Annotated in this window: 15 protein-coding genes; 11 read left to right on the top strand and 4 right to left on the bottom strand. The window is 70.6% G+C overall.

Annotated features, from left to right (window positions below):
- Nucleotides 1-76 precede the first annotated feature (76 nt).
- A complete protein-coding gene (locus STBA_RS04115) occupies nucleotides 77-898 on the bottom strand; it encodes a M23 family metallopeptidase (protein ID WP_077057912.1) in 822 nt (273 codons plus the stop codon).
- Between the two features lie 27 nt (nucleotides 899-925).
- Complete coding sequence (locus tag STBA_RS04110; protein ID WP_077057911.1) at nucleotides 926-1,447, bottom strand: winged helix-turn-helix domain-containing protein; 522 nt, start codon at nucleotides 1,445-1,447, stop codon at nucleotides 926-928.
- Nucleotides 1,448-1,636: 189 nt separating this feature from the next.
- Between STBA_RS04110 and modA the strand changes: the two genes are divergently transcribed.
- The 10 genes from modA (at nucleotide 1,637) to STBA_RS39220 (ending at nucleotide 17,214) form a co-directional block, all read left to right on the top strand.
- Nucleotides 1,637-2,431 (top strand): molybdate ABC transporter substrate-binding protein, encoded by a 795-nt coding sequence (gene modA, locus STBA_RS04105; protein WP_079251705.1) that lies wholly within the window; start codon nucleotides 1,637-1,639, stop codon nucleotides 2,429-2,431.
- Between the two features lie 117 nt (nucleotides 2,432-2,548).
- Nucleotides 2,549-3,895 carry a crotonyl-CoA carboxylase/reductase gene (gene ccrA, locus STBA_RS04100; protein WP_077057910.1) on the top strand — a complete coding sequence of 449 codons (1,347 nt, stop codon included), beginning with the start codon at nucleotides 2,549-2,551 and terminating at the stop codon, nucleotides 3,893-3,895.
- A gap of 1,268 nt (nucleotides 3,896-5,163) precedes the next feature.
- A complete protein-coding gene (locus STBA_RS04095) occupies nucleotides 5,164-8,142 on the top strand; it encodes a LuxR family transcriptional regulator (protein WP_216355909.1) in 2,979 nt (992 codons plus the stop codon).
- Nucleotides 8,143-8,326: 184 nt separating this feature from the next.
- Nucleotides 8,327-8,542, top strand: a complete 216-nt coding sequence (locus tag STBA_RS04090; RefSeq protein WP_077057908.1) for a DUF5988 family protein — start codon at nucleotides 8,327-8,329, stop codon at nucleotides 8,540-8,542.
- Between the two features lie 719 nt (nucleotides 8,543-9,261).
- Nucleotides 9,262-12,129 (top strand): LuxR family transcriptional regulator, encoded by a 2,868-nt coding sequence (locus tag STBA_RS04085; RefSeq protein ID WP_077057907.1) that lies wholly within the window; start codon nucleotides 9,262-9,264, stop codon nucleotides 12,127-12,129.
- 436 nt (nucleotides 12,130-12,565) lie between these two features.
- Nucleotides 12,566-13,426 carry a TauD/TfdA family dioxygenase gene (locus STBA_RS04080; protein ID WP_077057906.1) on the top strand — a complete coding sequence of 287 codons (861 nt, stop codon included), beginning with the start codon at nucleotides 12,566-12,568 and terminating at the stop codon, nucleotides 13,424-13,426.
- Nucleotides 13,427-13,468: 42 nt separating this feature from the next.
- The gene (locus STBA_RS04075; protein ID WP_077057905.1) at nucleotides 13,469-14,002 is read left to right on the top strand and encodes an FcoT family thioesterase; all 534 of its coding nucleotides are present in this window, start codon (nucleotides 13,469-13,471) and stop codon (nucleotides 14,000-14,002) included.
- A gap of 91 nt (nucleotides 14,003-14,093) precedes the next feature.
- A complete protein-coding gene (locus tag STBA_RS04070; protein WP_143659419.1) occupies nucleotides 14,094-15,506 on the top strand; it encodes a polyketide synthase dehydratase domain-containing protein in 1,413 nt (470 codons plus the stop codon).
- Nucleotides 15,503-17,056 carry a long-chain-fatty-acid--CoA ligase gene (locus STBA_RS04065; protein WP_077057903.1) on the top strand — a complete coding sequence of 518 codons (1,554 nt, stop codon included), beginning with the start codon at nucleotides 15,503-15,505 and terminating at the stop codon, nucleotides 17,054-17,056. The genes STBA_RS04070 and STBA_RS04065 overlap by 4 nt, the downstream gene beginning before the upstream one ends.
- A gap of 35 nt (nucleotides 17,057-17,091) precedes the next feature.
- Nucleotides 17,092-17,214 (top strand): hypothetical protein, encoded by a 123-nt coding sequence (locus STBA_RS39220; RefSeq protein WP_290443699.1) that lies wholly within the window; start codon nucleotides 17,092-17,094, stop codon nucleotides 17,212-17,214.
- A gap of 88 nt (nucleotides 17,215-17,302) precedes the next feature.
- On the opposite strand, the gene STBA_RS04060 is transcribed toward STBA_RS39220, so the two are convergent.
- Nucleotides 17,303-17,929, bottom strand: coding sequence for a TetR family transcriptional regulator (locus tag STBA_RS04060; RefSeq protein WP_366510729.1), 627 nt, complete (start codon nucleotides 17,927-17,929; stop codon nucleotides 17,303-17,305).
- Between the two features lie 5 nt (nucleotides 17,930-17,934).
- Complete coding sequence (locus STBA_RS04055; protein ID WP_077057901.1) at nucleotides 17,935-19,593, bottom strand: MFS transporter; 1,659 nt, start codon at nucleotides 19,591-19,593, stop codon at nucleotides 17,935-17,937.
- A gap of 306 nt (nucleotides 19,594-19,899) precedes the next feature.
- On the opposite strand from STBA_RS04055, the gene STBA_RS04050 reads away from it, so the two are divergent.
- The coding region (locus tag STBA_RS04050; protein WP_143659623.1) for a polyketide synthase at nucleotides 19,900-21,362 on the top strand (1,463 nt) is incomplete at its 3' end.

The raw sequence follows: 21,362 nt of genomic DNA, 5'->3' as shown, positions 1-21,362 counted from the left end.
CGGTGCCACTTGGCTCCCTCGCGGCACAAGGAGTCGGCCACTCGCGCGCACGCGGGCCCCGACGCCGTCGCCCCCGTCACGGGCCGCGTCGGTCCCGGGCGGCGGCCGTCGCGGTGAAGTGCTCGCCGTTCCCGGGCACGCCCACGTTCCGCCAGCTGAACGGGACGCCTCGCGCGGTGCGCAGGTCGGGCCCGTCCATCAGCTGGAAGTGGACGTGCGGCTCCGAGGAGTTGCCCGAGTTCCCGCAGCGCGCCAGCTGCTGACCCGCACGGACCCGGTCGCCCGCGCGCACCGTGAGAGAGCCGCGTTCGAGGTGGGCGTACAGGGCGAACACGCCGTCACCGAGGTCGAGTACGACGTGGTTGCCGACGATGTGGCCCGGCCCGCCCGTCTCCCGGACCAGGGCCTCGCCGAAGAGGTAGAGGAGCGCGGGCCAGGACGAGCGGCTGAGGTGGTCGCGCCGGTGGTCCTCGGCGTGCACGACGCGCGCGTCGGCCGCGGCGAACACGGGGCGGCCGAACGCGGGGAAGTCGCGGTTGCGCCGCAGGAGCGGCGTCCAGCCGAACGAGGGCCGCGGCCGGTCCTCCGGGTCCGCCACGATGTCGATGGCGAACGTCTGCCCGTAGCCGTGGGTGCCGTGGCTCGGCACCTTGTCGGCCGGGCTGTTGAGCGCCGACCAGCGGCCCTCGACCGGCGGCTCGACCTCGACGGCGGGCGCCGGCGCCCCCACCGGGCGCGCCAGGCGGCCCGCCACCAGGGCCAGCGCGATGGCCGCGGCGATGAGCAGCCATCCCCACAGCATGGTGAAGTCGACGAAGAAAGAGACGACGAGCTGCCCGAAGAACGCGGCCCAGCAGGCGCGGTACAGCACGGCGACGACTCTGGCCGTTCGGCGCACGGGAGTGTCCTTTCCTTCGGTGACGGGTCACGAGCGGGTGGCGGTGAGGGCGACCAGCAGGGGGACGACCCGCACCGGCGGCACTTCGTACCGTCCGCGGGCCGCGGCGTGCAGCCAGCCCGCGGCCGTCAGCTGCCTCAGGTGGTGATAGATCTGCCCGGTGGTGCCGAGTCCGTCCAGGCGGGCCAGCTCCGCGACCGTGTCCCGGCCGCCGAGGATCTCCCTCACCAGGCGCATCCGCACCGGGTGCCCCAGGGCGGCGAACCGTTCGGCGGCCTGCGTCCAGTCCGCGTCGAGCACGTCCCCGGTGGGCAGTCCGTACTGCCATTCGTACCGACCGCCCGCGGGGATGCGCACGGCCCCGGTGAACAGCACCGCGCCGTCGGCGGCCTCGGCGCCCGTCCCGGCCAGCCGGGCCTTGAGCCCTTCGAGGGCCCAGAAATCGGCTGCCACCGGCTCCGCGTGCCCCCGGGCGGCCCCGGCGGCGCCCTCGGTCTCCAGTGCGGCGACCCGGCGCTCCAGCTCGGCGACGCGCTCTTCCAGCTCCATATCGGCGTAGCGTATACGTAATTACGTAATAGTGAAAACTCGCTGTTGGGCGTCCGACCAAGATGAGCGGCAGATGCGAGGTGCCTGGGTTCACGAGCGCGCAGATGCCATAGCATCGTGGAGAACGACCCGCACATGCGGATCAGCCGCGCCGTTCCCGGGTCCCGACCGTGACAGGACGCGAGACAGATGCCCCGAAGCCGCCACCCCATCCGGTCCCGCCGCCCGGCGCGCCTCGCCGCCGCCGCGTCGGCCTGCGCGGCGCTGCTCGTCCCCGTGGCGGCCTGCTCGGCCGGCGGCGCGGACGACGGCGGGGGGAGCGCTTCGCTGCGGGTCCTCGCCGCGGCCTCGCTCACCGACGTCTTCGAGGCCGCTGGGGCGGCGTACGAGGAGGAACACCCGGACGTCGAGGTCGAGTTCTCCTTCGCCGGCTCCCAGGAGCTGGCCGCCCAGGTCGAGCAGGGCATCCCGGCCGACGTCCTGGTGACGGCGGACACCGCGACCATGGAGTCTGTCGCGGACCACACCGGGGAGAGCGCCGTCATCGCGCGCAACGCGCTGACCATCGTCACCCCGCCGGACGATCCGGGCGGCGTCGAAGGGCTCGCCGACCTCGCCGACCCCGGGCTGCGCCTGGTCCTGGCCGCGCCCGAGGTGCCCGCCGGCCGGTACGGCCGGCAGGTCCTCGACGCGGCGGGCGTCGATGCCGTTCCCGACTCCCAGGAGCCGAACGTCCGGGCGGTCCTCAGCAAGGTGCGGCTCGGCGAGGCCGACGCGGGACTGGTCTACGTCACCGACGCCGCCGCGGCCGGGGAAGCCGTGCGCACCGTGCCCGTACCGGCGGGGCAGAATGCGGTCGCCGCCTATCCGGCCGCCACCCTGGCCGGCAGCGGACAGCCCGGGGCCGCGGCCGACTTCGTCGGCTGGCTCGGCGCGGCGGAGGCCCGGGGCATCCTGGCGGACGCCGGTTTCCTGCTGCCCTGACCCGGGCGGCCCTCGACCGGGCCCCGCACCTTTTATAGTGCCGTCACACCGGCGTCCGCCGCCGGCACATCCCGCCCGCGCCGGCCCAGGAACGGCGCGGAGAAGAGAGTGGTGACGATGAGCCAGCTGACCGAGGCACTGCTGAACGGCGCGCCGGCCGAGGAGATCGAGCGCGCCGCTCTCCCGGGCGACTACACCGCGGCACACTTGCGCGTGGAGGACGTCGACACGTTCCGCGGTGTGGAGGACAAGGACGTGCGCAAGTCGCTGCGGGTCGGCCGGGTGCCGATGCCGGAGCCGGCGCCGGACGAGGTCGTGGTCGCGGTCATGGCCAGCGCGATCAACTACAACACCGTGTGGTCGGCGATGTTCGAGCCGATACCGACGTTCCGCTTCCTCAAGCAGTACGCGAAAACCGGCGGTTGGGCCCGCCGCCACGACCTGCCGTACCAGGTCGTCGGCTCCGACGGGGCCGGGGTGATCGTCCGGGTCGGCTCGGGTGTGCGCCGCTGGCGGGCCGGCGACCATGTGACCATCAGCCCGGTGCACGTCGACGACCAGGAGCCGGCGACGCACGCCGACGGCATGCTCGGCGCGGAGCAGCGCGCGTGGGGTTTCGAGACGAACTTCGGCGGCCTCGCCGAGTACACGGTGGTCCGCGCCAGCCAGCTCATCCCCAAGCCCCCGCACCTGACGTGGGAGGAGGCCGCCTGCAACCCGCTGTGCGCGGGCACCGCCTACCGGATGCTGGTGGGCGAGCGGGGCGCCCGGCTCAAGCAGGGCGATGTCGTGCTGATCTGGGGCGCGGCCGGCGGACTCGGCGGCTACGCCGTCCAGTTCGTGAAGAACGGCGGCGGCATCCCGGTCGGGATCGTCGGCTCGGAGCGCAAGGCGGAGGTGGTGCGCCGCCTCGGCTGCGACGTCGTCATCAACCGCGAGGAGTTCGGCCTCGCGGACGATCCGTCCGGCGACCCGGACGAGGTCATCGCCGCGGGCAAGCGGCTCGGCCGCCTCATCCGCGAACGCGTCGGCCGTGACGCGAACATCGTCTTCGAGCACGTGGGGCGGGCGACGTTCGGCATCTCGGTCTTCGTCGTCAGCCGCGGCGGCGTCGTGGTGACCTGCGGGTCGAGCACCGGCTACCACCACGTGTACGACAACCGGTACCTGTGGATGAAGCTGAAGCGCGTGATCGGCAGCCACGCCGCCAACCTCCAGGAGCAGGTGGAGTGTTCACGGCTGATCGAGTCGGGACGCGTCGTGCCGACCATGTCCGCGGTGTACCCGCTGGCCGAGGCCGCCGAGGCCACCCGCCAGGTGCAGACGAACCGGCACGTCGGCAAGGTCGCCGTGCTCTGCATGGCCCCGGAAACGGGGCTCGGCGTGACCGACCCCGCCACGCGCGCCAGGATCGGCGAGGACCGGCTGAACCCGCTGCGCGGCCTCACCCCGGGCCCTGTCTGACCGGATGGTCCCGTGGCAGCTGCGCGGGGCGGGTCACGCGGACACGTTCCGACCTGCCCGGGAACGGGGGCGCCCATGGTCACCGCGCCGGAATTCTCCGCCCTTGGGGAGAAAATCGTTACAAGCTGTGTCGGCGGCAGTGGATGAGTGTACTGGAGTTTTTCCCGTTCACGCGGCACGGCCTGCTCAACATCGCCGTGCCACTTTTTCTGCCGAGCACCGCATCGGCGGATGGCTGTACCCGTGGAGGCTTTGGGTGCAGCAGGTCCACAAGTCCGGCCCGCGGTGCGCGCTTCACGGTTGTAGCCTGCGGCACACACCGGTGAAACTCACCTTTGCCCGTCATGCCGGGTCGTTCGGCCAGAGGGGAGCGGCGCGCGCCAGGGCGGGCAAACAGGCCGGAAATGTACAAGGCGCCGCACCGGATGCCTGTGAGACAGAGCCCATGTGGTGCGGTGAGCCGGACGCTGACGCGCTAATCAAGCACTGCGGAGGGCGCTGAGACGTACGCGGAGTCATGGGTGGCCGCGCGTGACGTCATCGGACGCAACGGCCGGGCAGTGAATTCAACATTGTTTCGGAGGTGTTACTCTGACTGGTCTGGCGGGGCGCAGGAGATGTATGCGCGCGCGAGTGCGGTCTCGTACCGCGCAGGGCTCCGCCTGGCCGGGCCGCGGTGCGGTCCCGGCGTGGACGCGGTGCCGGCTCGTGCGCGGCGGCCCGTGCCACCGGGGCCGACTCGGCGCCCAACGCAGGAACTGTCGGGTCAGGGCGCTTCATCGGGACAGTCGGGTCGAGGGGACCCGTCCGCCCGCGCGGCATCCCCGGGGGAAAAGACGATAAGGGAAAAGCCGGGCCGCCGCGCCCTCGCGGCGCCCGCAGCGCCTTCCGGCGGTGTGGGTGATCCGGCTGCGTGGGGGGCAGTTGAACGCGCTTCCATGCCGATGCAGCTTGAGCTATCGTTGCCTTGACCTTGCCATCCCACGCCGTTGCCATCCCAACGGCAGGTGATGCGCTTATTTCGGGGCGATGTACTCGCTGTTAACGGGGTGATCGGGGAGGGGCTCCCCGGTGTCCGATATATTGTCGGGCCTTTTCTCCTCGTCCCGCTTGTTCGCTGCCCTGAATGTTCCCGGTAACTCGTATTCCAGCGTACCCTCGTGTGGAATAGGGGTCGCCTTGGGTTTAATTATTCAGTCAGTTCTGAGGGGAAGGGCATCTACATGCTCACGCGGACCAGACCGACCGTCCTCCTCGACAGTTCTTCGTTGATCGAGCGCGGTGAGGAGCTGCGTTCCCTCGAAGCATTGCTTGCTTCCTGTCACGACGGCGACGGGGCTTTCGTCCTCGTCGAAGGAGGGCTCGGTTCGGGGAAGAGTTCGCTGCTGAGGGCGCTCAGGAAGGGGGCACTCGGCGTCAGTTCCACCGTTCTCCAGGCACGAGGTACCGAGTTCGAGTCCGGTCATCGCTACGGTCTGGTGCGGCAGATGCTGGAGCACTGGCTGGCCATGGTCGGCCCCGCCGAGCGCGAGGTGATGCTGTCCGGGCCCGCGGCCATGGCGGTGCCGCTCCTGGACCATCACGAAGGGCTTCCCCCCGGAGAGTCCGACGCTCGGCAGGAGGAGCATGTACATCACGCGCTGCTCGACCTGCTGACCAATCTCGCCGACGAGCGTCCGCTGGTGCTCCTGCTCGACGACGTGCACCTGGCGGACTCCGCTTCCATGCGCTTCCTCAGACACCTCGGACGGCACCTGCTCGAGCGCCCCATCCTCTGCTGCGCGACCACCTCCCTTCCCGCGACCGGCGGTGGTGAGCACGGCGCGGCGCCGGGAACGGTTCAGGCGTTCCTCGGCCCGGCAGTCCTGTGTGCCTTCACGCTGCGGCCCTTGAGCGAGGACGGAGTACGGGCCTATCTCGCGTCCGCCCTGCCAGGTCAGCTCAGCCACGAGGCAGTGCGCGCCGCCTGCGTCGCGACCACGGGAAACCCCTTTTTCCTGCGCGAACTTGTGAGTGAACTCGCCAGTGCCCGCCAGGCCGGACGGACCCCGGGCCCCGCCCACATCGCAGGCATCGGCCCGCGCACCGTGGCCCGTGTGGTCCAGCGCTGGTCCCAGCACTCGCCTCGCCGGCCGGTGCGCGCCTCGACGTCCTGCGTGCACGCGCTCGCCGTTCTCGGCAGCGCCGACAGTGTCGCCCAACTCGCCGAGGTTGCAGGGGTCGAGATTTCCGACGCCGCCGACGCCGTGGACGCGCTGCGGGAGGCCGGCGTCATCGCCCAGGAAGCCCCCCTGCGCTTCACCGCCCCGATCGTGCGCAACGCCATCTACCGTCACATGCCCCACTCGTTCCGCTACCGCGCCCATTACGCGGCGGCCCAGAGCCTCTTCGAGGAGGATGCGCCGCCGGAGCGGATCGCCGAGCACCTGCTGCACCTTCCGCCCGCAACGGACGGCCGCGCGGCGGACGTACTCGTCGCCGCGGGCCGCACTGCCCTCGGCAAGGGCGATCCCGTGTACGCCCTGTCCCTGGCGCGCCGTGCGGCCCGGGAGGACGTACCGGTGAGCATGCTGCCGGCGCTGCTCGCGGTGCGGGGCGAAGCAGAGCACCGGACCGGGCATCCGCATGCAGCCCGTCACCTGCGGCAGGCTCTGGAGCTGAGCACGGAGTCCTTCGAGCGTGCGTCCATCGCTCTCCACCTCGGCGCCGCGCTCGCCTCCGACGCCCGCTGCGAAGAAGCGGCCGAGGTGTACCGCGATGCCTACGGCGAGGTGCGCACCAGCCATCCCTCCCTCGCCCGACGCCTGCACGCGGAACGCGGCTGGCTCGGGCCCTGCGCGCCCGGAACGGAGGAGATCGCCGCGGAGATCAGCAGGGAACTCGGTGGCACGGCCCGCAGCGGCGGCGCTGAAGGTCCCCTGAGCACGGCTCAGTATCTTGCGCTGCGCGCGACCCGGGCACTCCTCGGCGGCGAGCCGGGCGATGAGGTCATCGGCCTGGTCGAGCAGGCGCTCAGCCACGACATCTCCATTCGCGAAGGCGGCCTCGGCGCCCGTGTGCCCTGGTTCCTGGCCTTCTGCCTCTTCGCCTGCGGAAGATTGCCCGAGGCCGGAAAGCTGCTCGACAACGCTATTCAGCAGGCCGAGCCGTCCGACGCCGACTCGGACAATCTCCGGGCCTTGCGTTCCTGCGTCAACCTGAGCCGCGGGCTTCTGTCCGAGGCGGAGAACGACGCCACTGCCGCCCTGGAGCGCTCCGGTGCCTGCGATGAGCGGAACCTCGGTCGGCCGTTCGCCGTTCTCGCACTCACGGAACTGCTCCTACTGCGCAACCAGCCGGACGCGGCGGAACACGAGTTCGCCAAGCACGGAGGCTGGGAGGACTCGCGGCCGGGAGGGTTCAGATCCCTCCCTCTGATGATCGCCCGCGGACACCTGCACAGCGCCAGGGAGGACGGTGGGGACGACGTGCAGGACTGCCGGCGCATGCTCGAACTGCTCAGGGAGACCGGCAGCGGCGCCTCCGCCTTCAGCCCGGCGCCCGGCATCGTGAGACGTTTGCACGCACTCGGGCAGAAGGAGGAGGCGCGCCGTCTCGCGCTCGACCACCTCGCCGCCGCCCGGAAGTTCGGAGTACCCTACGTTGTGGCCGAGGCGCTGAGCGCCTACGCCGGCACCGTGCGGGGTGACGAGGCCGTCGTCGCCCTGGAGGAGTCCGTTCGGCTGCTCGATGGCTCACCTGCCGCCGTCAGGCGGTGCACCTCCCTCGCGCAACTCGGCGCGGCCCTGTACGCGGCCGGGCAGCCGACCCGCGCAAGGCGCCGGCTGTGGGCCGCCCAGGAGATCGCGGAGGCCGCGGGCACCACCGTGCTCGTCACGCGGATACGGCGCGAACTGGCCGCGATGGGCGTGCGGGTGCGCAGCACTCTCCGGGCGGGTACGCCTTCTCTCACGCCCAGGGAACAGCGCGTGTCCGCCCTGGCCGCCGAGGGCAAACGGAATCACGAGATCGCCCGCATCCTCTTCGTCACCGTCAAGACGGTCGAATGGCACCTCAGCCAGGTCTACCGGAAGCTGGGCATCGCCTCCAGGAACGAACTGGGCAGGATCACGGCCGAGGGCCTCGAACTCGCAGGGACCGGCTCCCGGCTTCCCGCGATGACTGGGGGAGTGGCCAGGGGGTGCCCCGAGCGGTCCGCGACCCGGGCGGCGCAGAATGACCGTGACGGCGGAGTGCGGCAGCGTTGACCGGCACCGGTCCGCGGACATGGCGTCCGCGACCGCCCGCCACTCCTCAGGGGCCGGGCAGGGAAAGCAGCCCACGCCGGTCCGCGTACCGCACATGCCTGCCCACCGGAGTTGATCCTCACTGCACGAAGCGAGAACAGTCGGAAGTCGCCCTCGCTTCGACAAGAGACGGAGTGTGAGCCATATGTTGCAGCTGGAGCCCAATGTCCTTCTGCGCGGCGGCCCGGTCGAGGTGCCGGAGCAGAAGCGCACCTGTTACGTCGGAGACGTCGAGCAGCCCGTCAAGGTGTCGCTCGGGAACGCGTATGAGCACTTCCTGCCCACCCGGGAGACGGTCGAGCACGAGGGCGCCACGCTGACGGTTTACGAGTGGAGCCGACGCACCTACGTGGCCGAGTGAGACAGGGCGGTGCCCCGGGCCGGTGCAGATGCCATGGGGTAGGCCCCGTTCCGTCTTGGCGTGAAATGTACGCCCATCGGGGACGGTACCCCGGGGTGCAGGGGTGATGACTCCCCCTATGTCTGGGGTAGGGGCCAGGGGTGGGCACTGGGATGTCCGCTGCTTCCGTTCCCAAGAATCGGAGGTGCGGACGTGATTGACCAGGGGCGGCCCGGGGTTGCCGTCAACTCCGGTGTGGCTAGGTGAAACCGTTCGAGCCGGCTAGTGAATGGATTGTGCAGGTGAACGAAGCCGAGCGTGATGCGACGCCCATCCCTGCCAAGATGATGTCCGGAGGTGCTCTGGCCGTCGAACACCCGGGCGCGTGATGCCGTTGGCCTTCAGCTGCGTCGTCGAACGGACCGCTCTGCTGTCGCCCACCGGTGTCCGCCTTCGAGCGCTCGCCGCTCGTCGGACGTCCCGTCCCGGGGCGCGTTCCGTGCGCGTGGCGGTTGTTGCGATTCCATAAGGTGAGTTGGCCCCGACCAGGCCGGCGCACCAGCGCGCGGGTGCGGAATGCGCGCATGAGTGAGTGGAGAGGGGACGAACCGATTGTGTGAGGCAGGCCGAGGGACGGCGTTGCGCCACAGGCGTCAGGGTTGACCCTCAGGGGGCCGGTCCGAACATGAGCGGCCCTCGGGCGATGGGGAAGTGAATGTGCTGAAATCGGGGGATTCGCCATGCGCGTGCGAAGCGCTTTACTGTTTGAACGTGACCGGGAACTGGGCGCGATTGACGCGGCCATCGAGAGCTGCCGAAGCGGTAATGGCCAAATACTGATTGTCGAGGGCGCCCCGGGGCTCGGTAAGACCGCCCTGCTTACAGCCCTGCGCGACCGGGCGCGCAGCGCGGAGTTCACCGTCCTTCAGGCTCGCGGCACGGAGTTCGAAAGCGAGTTTTCCTACGGCGTCCTGCGTCAGCTGTTCGAGGACTGGCTCTGTTCGGTCGGTCGGCAGGAACGGAACCGTGTGCTGAGCGGGCCCGCCAAGCTCGCCGCCCCTCTTTTCGAGTACGGCGCGGCGCAGGCGTTCGAAGGAGACGACGGAACCGGGAACCGCTACTCCTACCTCTACGGCCTCTACTGGATGTGCGTCCACATCGCCGAAGTGACGCCCCTGGCGCTCCTGATCGATGACGTGGAAGCCGCCGACTGGCTCTCACTCCGCTTCCTGCACTACCTCGCTGCGCGCATCGACCACTGCCCCATCCTGCTGGCCATCACGACCGATCCGGCCACCAGCGACCCGCGGAGCGAGATCACGCGCGCGATCACGGTCAGTCCGATGGCGCAGCTCCTCAGGCCCCAGGCGCTCACCGAAGCTGGTGTCCGCGACCACCTGACGTCGGCACTCGGCGGCACGGTGGCGGCCCGTTACGCCCATGCCTGCCACGCGGCCACCGGCGGCTTGCCCTTCCTGCTCTCCGAACTGACCGGCGAACTGGCAGCCGCCGAACGGGAACAACCGGACTTCCGCCCTTCCGATATCGCCGAGCTGGCACCGCCGAAGGTCGTGCGTCTGGTGCTGCGCCAGCTGGACCGGTTGCCACCGAATGCCGCCCGTCTGATCGAGGCCATGGCCGTGCTGGGCAACGAGGCCGGTCTCAAGCCCGCCATCGAGGCCGCTGGCCTTGACCAGTGGGAAGTCCCCGAGGCGCAGGGGGCGCTCGCTGACGCGGGTCTGCTGCGTCCCGACATGCCACCGCGCTTCGTCCACACGATCGTCCGTGCCGCCGTGTACCGCAATCTCACCGCAAGCGCCCGAAACGTGGCGCACGTGCGTGCGGCCAAGGCGCTCATCGCCATCGATGCGCCCGTGGACGACATCGCCGCTCACCTCCTGCGCGCTCCGGCCGCCGGTGACCCCGAAACCGTCCGCATACTGTGGGAGGCCGCTCGGAAGGCCGTTGCCGAGGAGCGGGACGCGGGCGCGGTGACCTACCTGACCCGCGCCCTTGCCGAGCCACCGCCCCCGGACGCCCTGCCCCGCGTACTCGTCGACCTCGGCAGGGCCGAACTCCGGCGTCTCGACCCGAAAGGTCTGGATCACCTGTTCCAGGCCGTGGAGCTGATCGACGAGGCCGCTGTCCGTGGCAAGGTCGGGCTCGACCTGGTCGCCGCACTCACGGCTTTCTCCCGCAACGAGGAAGCCGTCGCCCTGCTCCAGACGTTGCGAGCGGAAGCCGGCCACGGCCAGGACGAGGAGCATACGGCGCTGCTCGACGCGGCGCTGCTGTCCGTCGCGGAGCAGATCCCCGATCTCCGTCCCATCGCTCGCCGCCAGCTCAGGCAACTGGAGGCGGCACCGTCCGTGCACCCCAGTCTTGGCCACCTCCTCAGTGCGGAGCGCGCCGCCGAGGCACTCCGCCGCGGGGAGCCTGTCCATGCCGTGATGGACCCGGTGGAGGAGATACTCAAGGAGAGTTTCGCCGACGGCAGCACCCTGCCCGTCCACGACGCCGCAGCGCATCCCTGGTGCCTGACCGCTTTCGTCCTGGTGCAGTGCGACCGCCTGGGCGACGCCGACCGCCTGCTCACCATCCTGGTGGACGGCGCGCTGAAGCAGGGCGCCATGCTGGCCGCCGATACGGGGTACTGCCTGCGGGCCTGGGTCCGGGCGGCGGCCGGCCAGCTCGCCGACGCGGAGAGCGATGCACGGCGGGCCCTCGACCGGCTCGGGGGCGCGGGTGCCGGGGGCCCGGCAGTCCTGGCCGCCGCGGCCCTGGCCGAAGTCCTGATCACCCGGCAGGACCTGGGCGAAGCCCGTCTGCTGCTCGACAAGTGCGACGGGGACGAGGGCGCACGCTCCCTGCTCTTCCAATTGCCCCTCGCCCTGGCCAAGGGACGGCTGTACGCGGCGCAGGGCAAGACAGAGGCCGCTGTCGCCGTCCTGGGCGAGGGAGGCAGGCTCCTTGAGGAGCAGGACCTGCACACCCCGGCGCTCAGCCTCGCGAACGAGTCGGCACTCGTCCTGGCCAGGGCGGGACGCGTCGAGCAGGCGCGGGCACTCGCCGACATGCGCCTGACGCGGGCGCGTGCCTTCGGCGCCCCACGGCTCGTTGCCGGCGCGCTCCGCGTGCGCGGGCTCGTCTCTGCCGGCCCGGAGGCTGTCGGTTACTTCCACAAGGCCGTCGAGGCCCTCCAGAGCACCGGGGCACGTCTCGACCGGGCCGCGGCGTCGATCGACCTGGGCGCCGCTCTGCGCGACGACGGCCGCCTGGAGCAGGCAAGGGCCGAGTTGACCCGGGGGATGGAGCAGGCCCAGAGCTGCGGCGCCTGGGGCCTGGCCAAGACGGCCAGGGCCGAACTCGCCGCCATGGGCGTACGCGTCAGGATCACGAGGACCACGGGGGTCGACGGCCTCACGGAGCAGGAACGCCGTGTCGCCGTACTCGCGGCCAAGGGAAAGAGTAACCGGGACATCGCGCACGCGCTGTTCGTCACCATCAAAACGGTCGAGTGGCATCTGAACCGGGCCTACCGGAAGCTCGGCATCGCCTCCCGCGGTGAGCTGCCCGGGGCACTGGCCGGTCAGCTGGCCACTCGTTGACGGCCCGCCTCCGGGCGGGCACGGGTGTGCGGGGCGGAAAGGGTCGTGACGTGCACTTTCTGGCCGGGCGGTGATCCGGATACCGAAGGCCGCGACCGCCGCGGCTGTGGAGCGGCAAGCTGCGGCCGGTTGCCCCGCCGGTTCAGAGTGCCCGGCCCCATGTCCCACCGCAAGTACGGCGTCCCCCGGACTTGTCCTGCCAGGGCCGGTTCTGGGGCTCGGCCGTGTCCGCGCCTGGGGTGCCCCCCCAGAGCTATTGCCGCGGTTCGGTGTGAGAGTCACCTTGAGGGGACGACGGGATGCGGGACACGTCCCGGTCGGCTCCGGTATGAGCCGTGTGCCGACGGGCGACCGCGTGCACCAGGCTCCCATCCTATCGGCTCCGACTGCGGGAGTGATTCAGACGATGAAGACCATCTCCGTACAAGAAGGCAAGATGGGAACGGTCGTTGAGGACCTCGACCCGCTGCATGCGCCGGCGGCGGATCTGACGGCCCTGAAGCAGCTCGTGTACTCCGACCGGATCGTGGTGGTGAAGGGCCAGCATCTGTCGTCCGCCGAGTTCGTCGAGTTCGGCCGACGGCTGGGCGAGGTGGAAACCTACTACCAGCCCATGTACCACCACCCCGAGCACCCGGAGATATTCGTCTCCTCCAACGTGAAGACCGACGCCGGACAGGTCGGCGTGCCGCAGACGGGGAAATTCTGGCACCACGACTACTCGTTCATGCCGCGTCCGTTCGGCCTCACACTCATCTACCCGCAGGTGGTGCCGCAGAAGAACCGCGGAACCTTCTTCATCGACATGGCGAAGGCCTACGAGGCCCTGTCGGACGACCTCAAGAAGGAAATCAGCGACACCCGGTCCCTGAATAGCGTCCGGCGGTATTTCAAGATCCGGCCGACCGACGTCTACCGGCCAATCTCCGAGGTGATGGCCGAGATCGAACGCGAGACGCCGGCCGCCTCCCACCCCACTGTCTTCACCCACCCCGTCACCGGCGAGACGGTGCTGTACATCAGCGAGGCCGTCACCTTCCGCATCGAGAACGCCGACGGGAGCCCGGCCCGCGAAGGGCTCCTCGACGACCTTTTCGCCGCCTGCGGCCAGGCGGACACGACCTTCGAGCACGAGAACATCCACCTGCAGACCTTCGAGAAGGGCGATCTGCTGATCTGGGACAACCGGGCCCTCGTGCACCGTGCCCTGCACACCGTCAGCTACGAGCCGGCCGTCTCGCACCGGGTCACCGTGCACGACGAGTACGCGTTCTATCCCGGGATCGGAACCCGCTGACCGCGCTACCAGACACCGACGCCCACTCAGGAAGGTGCCGCCGTGGAATTCGGGCACGACAAAGTCCTGCTGGATAGCGTACTCGCCGTGTACAAACCGCATTGCCGCTACCTGCGGGAGACTTCGGTCACGGTCAAGGGGGATCCGCAGGACAAAGGCGGGCTGATCCGACTGCGCGGAGACTTTCGCATACCCGAGTCCTGCTACATCAAGGATACAGGGCACTTCAACGCAGTCGAGTTCAACATCTGTTTCAACCAGATGATCTACTTCATCATGGCGAAGTCCCTCAAGGAGCGTGTGCTGCGCGCGTTCGACTCCTGGACGATGGAGGATTTCTGGGCCCGTCAGCTGCCCGACATGTTCATCGTCGACTTCTCCAGTTCTTTCCGCGATGCCATGCGCGGGCGGCGTTTCTGGGGTGAACTCGATATCGTCAGGGCCGTGAACCGCGAAGGGGGAAACGGTCAGTTGATCATTATCGACACGCTGTGCCGATATGGCGAAACCGAGACCGCCGCCTGTCACGGCAAGGTCCGGCTGGCCCTGAAAAACACCGCGCCCGAGGCCGCCTGACCCGGGCCGGGTGCCTTTCGTGCCGCAGGACGAGCGGCCCACGCGGCGGTACAACCTTCGCGCACCACGGGCCGAGGAGGAGTCCCCCACCGTGTCCACCCCTCAGGAACCGGTAGCCACCGTGGGCATCGGCCTGCGCCTGCCAGGTGGCAACAACACGCCCGAGGGCTTGGCCGAGTTCCTGCGCAGCGGGGACCTCACCGGCATGGGCAAACAGCGCCTCGACGACACCGACGCCCGCCAGACCGTGGCCCAGTTGTACTCCGCGGGCGTGCCCATCGACCGGGCCGGCCACCACGCGGGACGGGAACGCCGCCGTGTCCCGCTGCCCACCTACGCGTTCGACCGGCGCGGGCACTGGCTGCCCGCCCCGGCCGCGGACGCCCACCCCCTGCTCGGCGGGGAGATCACCACGGAGGAGGAACGGGGACGCGGCACACGGACGTTCGCGTCCGCGGTCAGCGCCACCCGGCCGGACTACCTCACCGACCACGAGGTCATGGGCAAGATGGTCTTCCCCGGCGCCGGCTATGTCGAGATGCTGCTCGCCCTCCAGGACGCGGTCCACGGCGAGACCAGCCTCGAACCGGCCGCCGACGTCGGCATCCGGATCACCAGCCTGGTGCACGAGCCCGGCGGCGCCGACGACGCTTCTGACACCGCCGGCGGCGGGCCCGGCGCGGACTCCATCGAACGCACCCACGTCACCGCTGTTCTCCGGCCCACCGCCCTGCCCGGCACGGACAACGACCTCGCCGTGGAGGAACTCCTGCGGGAGGCGGCCCGCGCCGCCTCCGCCCCGTTGTCCAGGCGCACGGCCGATGAGACGCACGCCGGCCTCGGCGTCGACTACGGCCCGTCCTTCCGCGGACTGCGCGTCAGCGAAGCGCACCCCGGCCTGCTCGCCCTGGGTGAACTGGCCGGCCCGGAGGCCGCGCCCGGCTCGTACCTGCCACCGGACCCCCGCCTGACCGAGGCTGCCGGCCTCGACTTCGCCGAACAGGTGCGGGAGGCGACCGGCGGGCGCGCTGCCGGCACCGTCATCGAGAGCTTCACCCGCGAGTTCACCGAGGCCGCCCTCGTGGCCCCGGCCCCCGGTACCCGCTTCGTCGGCCTGGGCCGGGACAGTGCCCTCGGCCGGGACGAGGTCCACGCCGCCCGCCCCGTCCTGACCTGCCTCGACCGCTCCCGGGCGTCCGAGGAGCAGGCTTTGCGATGGGCCCACGACACCCTCGGCGAGCTGGCCGGCCAGCTCGCCGAGGGCCTCCTCTCCGCGGTTCCCGTCACCGCCTACATCCTCGACGAGACCGAGGAGACGTTCACCGCGGTCAGCCGCGGCACAGGCACGGCCGCCCCCCTGGCCGCCGTGGAACTGAAGAACACCCTCGAACTCTGCTTCCGTATCCCCCTGTCCACCGCCGCCACCTTCGACCACCCGTCCGTGAGCGCCCTCGCCGAGTTCGTCGAAGGTCGGCCGGCCACTCCCCAGGAAGACGAACGATGACCAGCGTTGCCGCCGCCCCGACCGGTCGCCTGCCCACCCTCGCGGCCACCGCCGCCCACCACGCCGCCCACCGGCCCGACGAGCCGGCCGTCGAATGCGCCGGCCGCACCGTGACCTTCCGCGAACTCCACCTGCGCAGCAACCGGACGGCCCACGCCCTGCTGGCCGCGGACGCCGTTCCCGGCATGCGCATCGCCTACCTCGGACACGACAGCGAGCACTATTACGACCTGCTGCTGGCCTGCGCGAAGACCGGCACCGTCCTGGTGCCCGTGGACCCGCGCCTGACGCCGGGGGAGATCGGTCACGTGCTCGGCGACTCCGGTGCCGAAATCCTCTTCGCCGACCCCGGCCACCTGCGGGGCGTGGAGGGCATCCGCCCCGGCCTGTCGGCGTTGCGTATCGTGGTCGCCCTCGACGAGGCCACCGCGGATACGCCCGTACTCGCCGACTGGCAGACCGGCCACCCGGACTCCGATCTGCCCACGGCTCCCGGGCCCGGCGGCGCCCTGGTGCAGATGTACACCAGCGGCACCACGGGCGCGCCCAAGGGCGTTGTCCTGGCCCAGAGCACCTTCTGGGCCATCAACGACCTGCTGGCCCGGCACGACCTGGACTGGCTCGACTGGCTGCCCGAGGACCGCAGTCTGAACGTGCTGCCCGGCCACCACATCGGCGGCCCCTGGTGGTTCCTCCAGGGCTTCCGGGCCGGTGCCACCAACGTTCTCTCGCAGGGCTTCGACGACGCCATGGAGCTGCTCTGCGACAGCAGAATCACCACCACCCTCGTTGTGCCGTCCATGCTCCAGATCCTGCTGTCAGAACCCGGCGCGGGAGCCGAGAAGTTCACCGAGCTGCGCAAGGTCGTCTACGGCGGTTCCCCGATGCCGGAGCCGCTGCTTCAGCAGTGCCTGGAAGTGCTGGGTTGCGAGTTCGCCCAGATATACGGCCTCACCGAGACCTGCGCGTCCGCCGTCTGCCTTCCCCCGGCCGACCACGTGCCGGGCAACCCGCGCTTGAAGGCCGTCGGCCGCCCCTACCCGGGCGTCACGGTCCAGGCCGTGGACCGTGGTGGCAATCCGCTGCCGCCGGGGGAGGTGGGGGAACTGTGGATCGACACCCCCGCGGTGATGACGGGCTACTGGAAGCAGCCCGGCCAGACCGGGCAGGTCCTCGCCGACGGCTGGCTGCACACCGGCGACGCCGGTCACGTCGACGAGGACGGCTACGTCTACCTCCACGACCGCATCAAGGACGTCATTCTCGTCGGCGGCGAGAACGTCTACCCCGCCGAGGTCGAGGAGGCCCTGCGCGCCCATCCCGATGTGGCCGACGCCGCCGTCGTCGGCATCGCCCACGAGGTGCGCGGCGAGGCCGTCCGGGCCTGCGTCGTCTCCCGTCCCGGCACCCGGCTCACGGCCCGCGACCTGCGGCTGTTCCTCAAGGATCGGCTGGCCGACTACAAGGCCCCCACCGACTACGAGTTTCTCGACGAGCTCCCCCGCAACGCCGCGGGCAAAGTCCTGCGCCGCCACCTGCGCGACGAGTAACGCCTTCCTCGACGACCGAAGCGGGGAAGGACGTCATGGATCGGTCGCCGCGCGACCCGGGCTCACCCGGCCTGCTCGACCTTCCCATGCCGAAGCAGGCCGAGTACTCGTTCGGGCCCGCCCCTGAGTTCGCCGGGCTCGGCGCCGAAGCCCCGTGACCCGGGTGGCCTGCCCGCCGCGCCGCATGCGTCTCGCCGCCGCTCTCGTGTCTCCGCCGCGGAGACACGAGAGCGGCGCGGCCGCGGTTCAGACGGCGAGGTCGTTCTCCAGGACATCAAGGGCGCGGTCGATGACGTCTTTGAGGTCTTCGTGCATCCCCTGATCGGACCAGTACAGCATCGCCTCCCGGTACCCCCCCACCACAGCGCCCACGAAGACCCGCAGTTCCAGCCCGTCCGGTGGGTGACCGGTGCGGTCGGCCAGGGCCCGCGCGAGGTAGTCACTGGTGAGTGCCATCGTTTCGGGCAGGCGGGAGCGCAGCGTCGGTACGGATGAGATCAGTCTCATCCGCCGGAAGACCTCGTCTCTCGCCTCAGGAGTGGCGTACTCGGTGCGCATCGCCTCGTGCAGCGCCCCACGCAGTGCGGCCAGCGGCGTTTCGTGCTCGGGGCGAGCACGCAGGGCGGCCTCCAGGACGGGATTCTCCTCGCCGGCGAGCACGATGTCTTCCTTGGTGGGGAAGTACCGGAACACGGTGCTCGCGGAGACTTCGGCTACCTCGGCGATCTGGTCCACGCGGGTGGCCTCGTAGCCGTACTGGTCGAACAGTTCGTACGCGGCCTTGCGGATGGCCCTGCGGGTACGGACTCGCTTGCGTTCCCGCAGGGCACCCTGAGGCGCGGACGTCGGGGATGGGGCGGGTCTGGAACTCATAGGGGTCATTCTGTGGGACGCGGCTCGTTGACGGCCAGGTCGGCCCCGGACTCGGACTCGGTCGCGGTCGTGTCACCGCGTGGTGTGCCGTCCGCGCTCTCACCCGCGTCGTCGTCCGGCGTGTCGTCCGTGTCGTCACCGTGCTCCGGGGGCCGCGAGGGCATGAGCCAGGCCACCAGCAGTGCCATTACCAGTGCCCCGCAGGCGCAGACCAGCAGCGTTGTGGTCATGGCGTCGACGAAAGCCGCGTTGGCCGACTCGACCAGGCCGGCGCCGACCGGTCCGCCCACCTCCTCGGCCACCAGGTGTGCGGCGACCACCGACTCGTCGACCACCTCGGCGGCGTTCCCCGGCAGCCCGTCGGTGCTGACGCCGCCCTGGTAGACCTGGGCCAGCACGCTGCCAAGCAGTGCGACACCCATCGCGCTGCCCATCTGCCGTCCCGTCATCAGCAGTCCCGAACCGACGCCCGACCTGCCGGGCGGCAGATGCGCCAAGGTGGCATCCGTGGCGGGGATCGTCGTCAGCCCGGTGCCGAAGCCGGTGATGACCAGCCAGGTGGCGGCAAGTCCGTAACCGGAGCCCACGTCGGTGGTGCTGCCGATGAACCCGGCCAGCGACAGGAACAGCAGTCCGATCACGATGGTTGAGCGCGAGCCGATCGCCTTGACCAGGATGCTGGCGGCGCGCGCCGCGACCAGCAGGCCGCCCATCATGGGCATGAGCCGGACGCCGGTGGCCATCGCGCTTTCGCCTTGAACGGCTTGCAGGTACTGGGGGACGACGAAAAGGAGACCCGTCAGGATCAGGGCCGCCATGACGGTGCTCAAAGCGTTCCAGGTGAAGCCGGGGTTGCGCAGCAGAGCGAGGTCGAACGTCGGGAGTTCCTGCCTGCGTTCCCGGAGCACCAAGGCGGTCAGCAGTATGACCGATCCGATCAGGCAGGCGATGACCAGCGGGTCGTCCCAGCCGCGGCTGGCGCCCTCGATGATTCCGAAGACGAGGGCGCCCAGGCCGGCGACGCTCAGCACGGTGCTCAGGGGGTCCACCCGCGGGGCTGCCGAGTCCTTCGACTCGGGAACGAGGAGCAGACATGCCACGATGCCGACGGCGGCCATCGGGATGTTGATCAAGAAGACCGAGCCCCACCAGAAGTTGTCGAGCAGCCAGCCGCCGAGGAGCGGCCCCAGTGGCAGGCCGGCCGCCAGCGCGGCGGCCAGCACGGCAATGGCCTTGGGCCGTTCGGCCGGGGTGAACAGCGTGGGCACCACGGAGAGGGCCAGCGGCACGACCAGCGCGGCGCCCAGGCCCATGATCGTGCGGGCGACGATCAGCATCTCGGCGCTGTCCACCAGGGTGCCGACCAGCGAGCCGACCAGCAGGGCCCCCAGTCCGATGACGAGCATCCGGCGCCGTCCGTACCTGTCGCCGAGCATGCCCGCGGGCAGCATCGTCGCCGCGAAGACGATCAGGAAGGAGTCGATGATCCACTGCTGCTCGGTGGTGGTGGCGCCGAGATCCCCCGCGAGGGTGGGGAGCGCGACGTTCAGGATCGTCGTGTCGAAGCCGAGGACGAGCGTGGCCAGCGCCAAGGCGCCCAAGGCCCACCATCGGCGTGAGTGGTCGTCGCGCGTCCGCACGGGGTCGTCCTGGGAGGAGCTCATGCCACACCTTTCGGGAGTCACTGTCAATAGACAACTACAGTCAAGCGACTGTGACTGTCAATATTCCCTTTTGTGGCGTGCTCATGCCCCGTCGGCTCGCAGGAACCGGCCGGCCGTTCCCCGGCCCGGAGGGCGTCCCGCCGCAGCCGGATCGGCGTGCCGGCGGGGCAACGACTGGGGTCGGGTCCGGGGGGCGGCACGGGGGCGCCACGCGGCCTGGGGACACAGAATCGGACGGCTATCCCAGCGTCGCGCCACGAGTGGCAAGGGCGTGAACCACGCACGGCACAGCGGGAGTCAGGAAACATGACGGTCCAGAAGTCGAAGGTGTCCGTGGAACCCGGGCGTTCCGATGCCGACGCCGTCCCGGGCGAGCCGGCGTCACTCGGGGACGAACCCATTGCCGTCGTCGGCCTCGCGTGCCGCCTCCCCGGGGCGCCTGGCCCGGCGGAGTTCTGGAGCCTGCTGCGCGACGGCACCGACGCCGTGGGCCCGCCTCCCGCCGGCCGCCTGAGCGCTGCCGGGGCGGAGGAGCCCGGCAGCCCCGCCCCGGCCGGATACCTGGAGCGCATCGACACGTTCGACGCCGCGTTCTTCAAGATCTCGCCCCGCGAGGCAGCGGCGATGGACCCCCAGCAGCGCCTCATGCTGGAACTTTCCTGGGAGGCCGTCGAACACGCCGGTATCGTCCCGGCCGACCTGAAGGGCACCCGCACAGCGGTGTTCGCCTCGTCCATGTGGGACGACTACGCCGAACTCTCCGTCCTGGGCGGCCTCGATGCCGTCGGCCCCCATACCTTCACCGGCACCCGCCGCACCATGCTGGCCAACCGCGTCTCCTACGCGCTCGGCCTGACCGGGCCCAGCCTCACTGTGGACACGGGGCAGTCCTCGTCCCTGGTGGCGGTGCACCTGGCCTGCGAGAGCCTGCGGCGTGGCGAAGCCACCACGGCGATCGTCGGCGGCGTCAACCTGATCGTCGGCCAGGGCTCCACCGCCACCTCCAACGGCATGGGGGCGCTGTCCCCGAGCGGGCGTTGCCATACCTTCGACGCCAGGGCCGACGGCTACGTCCGCGGGGAGGGTGGCGCCGTGTTGGTGCTCAAGCCGCTGCGGCTTGCCCAGGCGGCCGGCGACCCGGTGCACTGCGTGATCCGTGGCAGTGCCGTCAACAACGACGGCGGCGGCGACAGCCTCGGTGCTCCCCGGCGCGAGGCGCAGGAGGAAGTGCTGCGCCTGGCCTACGAGCGGGCCGGCACGAGCCCCGACCGGGTGCAGTACGTCGAACTGCACGGCACCGGGACCCCCGTGGGTGACCCGGTGGAGGCCGCTGCTCTCGGTGAAGTCCTCGGCGCCGCCCGGGCGGCCGACGAGCCGCTGCGGGTCGGCTCGGTGAAGACGAACATCGGTCACCTGGAGAGTGCTGCCGGTATCGTCGGCCTGCTCAAGGTCATCCTGAGCACCGTCCATGGTGAGCTTCCCCCGAGCCTCAACTACGCGACTCCCAACCCGGAAATACCCCTTGACGCCCTCAATCTGCGGGTCGGGACGGAACTCCGGCCCTGGCCCGAGCCCGGCGAGGCGCCCATCGCAGGCGTGTCCTCCTTCGGTCTGGGCGGCACGAACTGCCATGTCGTCGTCGCGGGCCTCGAAAAGCAAGAGGCGCCGAAGCGGCCGACCGGGGACCCGGCACCGGACGCGCTCCCCTGGGTGCTTTCGGGCGCCGACCCCGGCGCCCTCCGCGAGCAGGCCATGCGGCTCTCGGCCTT

Source organism: Streptomyces sp. MP131-18 (assembly GCF_001984575.1).
In the GTDB taxonomy this organism is placed as follows: domain Bacteria; phylum Actinomycetota; class Actinomycetes; order Streptomycetales; family Streptomycetaceae; genus Streptomyces; species Streptomyces johnsoniae.
The sequence above is the reverse complement of the archived record's forward strand: the minus strand, read 5'-3'. Positions and strand labels throughout refer to the sequence as shown.

Bases quoted from the DNA above. Each gene is read 5' to 3' on its own strand.
- STBA_RS04110 (WP_077057911.1), bottom strand. From the start codon at position 1,447: ATGGAGCTGGAAGAGCGCGTCGCCGAGCTGGAGCGCCGGGTCGCCGCA.
- modA (WP_079251705.1), top strand. From the start codon at position 1,637: ATGCCCCGAAGCCGCCACCCCATCCGGTCCCGCCGCCCGGCGCGCCTC.
- ccrA (WP_077057910.1), top strand. From the start codon at position 2,549: ATGAGCCAGCTGACCGAGGCACTGCTGAACGGCGCGCCGGCCGAGGAG.
- STBA_RS04090 (WP_077057908.1), top strand. From the start codon at position 8,327: ATGTTGCAGCTGGAGCCCAATGTCCTTCTGCGCGGCGGCCCGGTCGAG.
- STBA_RS04085 (WP_077057907.1), top strand. From the start codon at position 9,262: ATGCGCGTGCGAAGCGCTTTACTGTTTGAACGTGACCGGGAACTGGGC.
- STBA_RS04080 (WP_077057906.1), top strand. From the start codon at position 12,566: ATGGGAACGGTCGTTGAGGACCTCGACCCGCTGCATGCGCCGGCGGCG.
- STBA_RS04065 (WP_077057903.1), top strand. From the start codon at position 15,503: ATGACCAGCGTTGCCGCCGCCCCGACCGGTCGCCTGCCCACCCTCGCG.
- STBA_RS39220 (WP_290443699.1), top strand. From the start codon at position 17,092: ATGGATCGGTCGCCGCGCGACCCGGGCTCACCCGGCCTGCTCGACCTT.
- STBA_RS04060 (WP_366510729.1), bottom strand. From the start codon at position 17,929: ATGAGTTCCAGACCCGCCCCATCCCCGACGTCCGCGCCTCAGGGTGCC.
- STBA_RS04055 (WP_077057901.1), bottom strand. From the start codon at position 19,593: ATGAGCTCCTCCCAGGACGACCCCGTGCGGACGCGCGACGACCACTCA.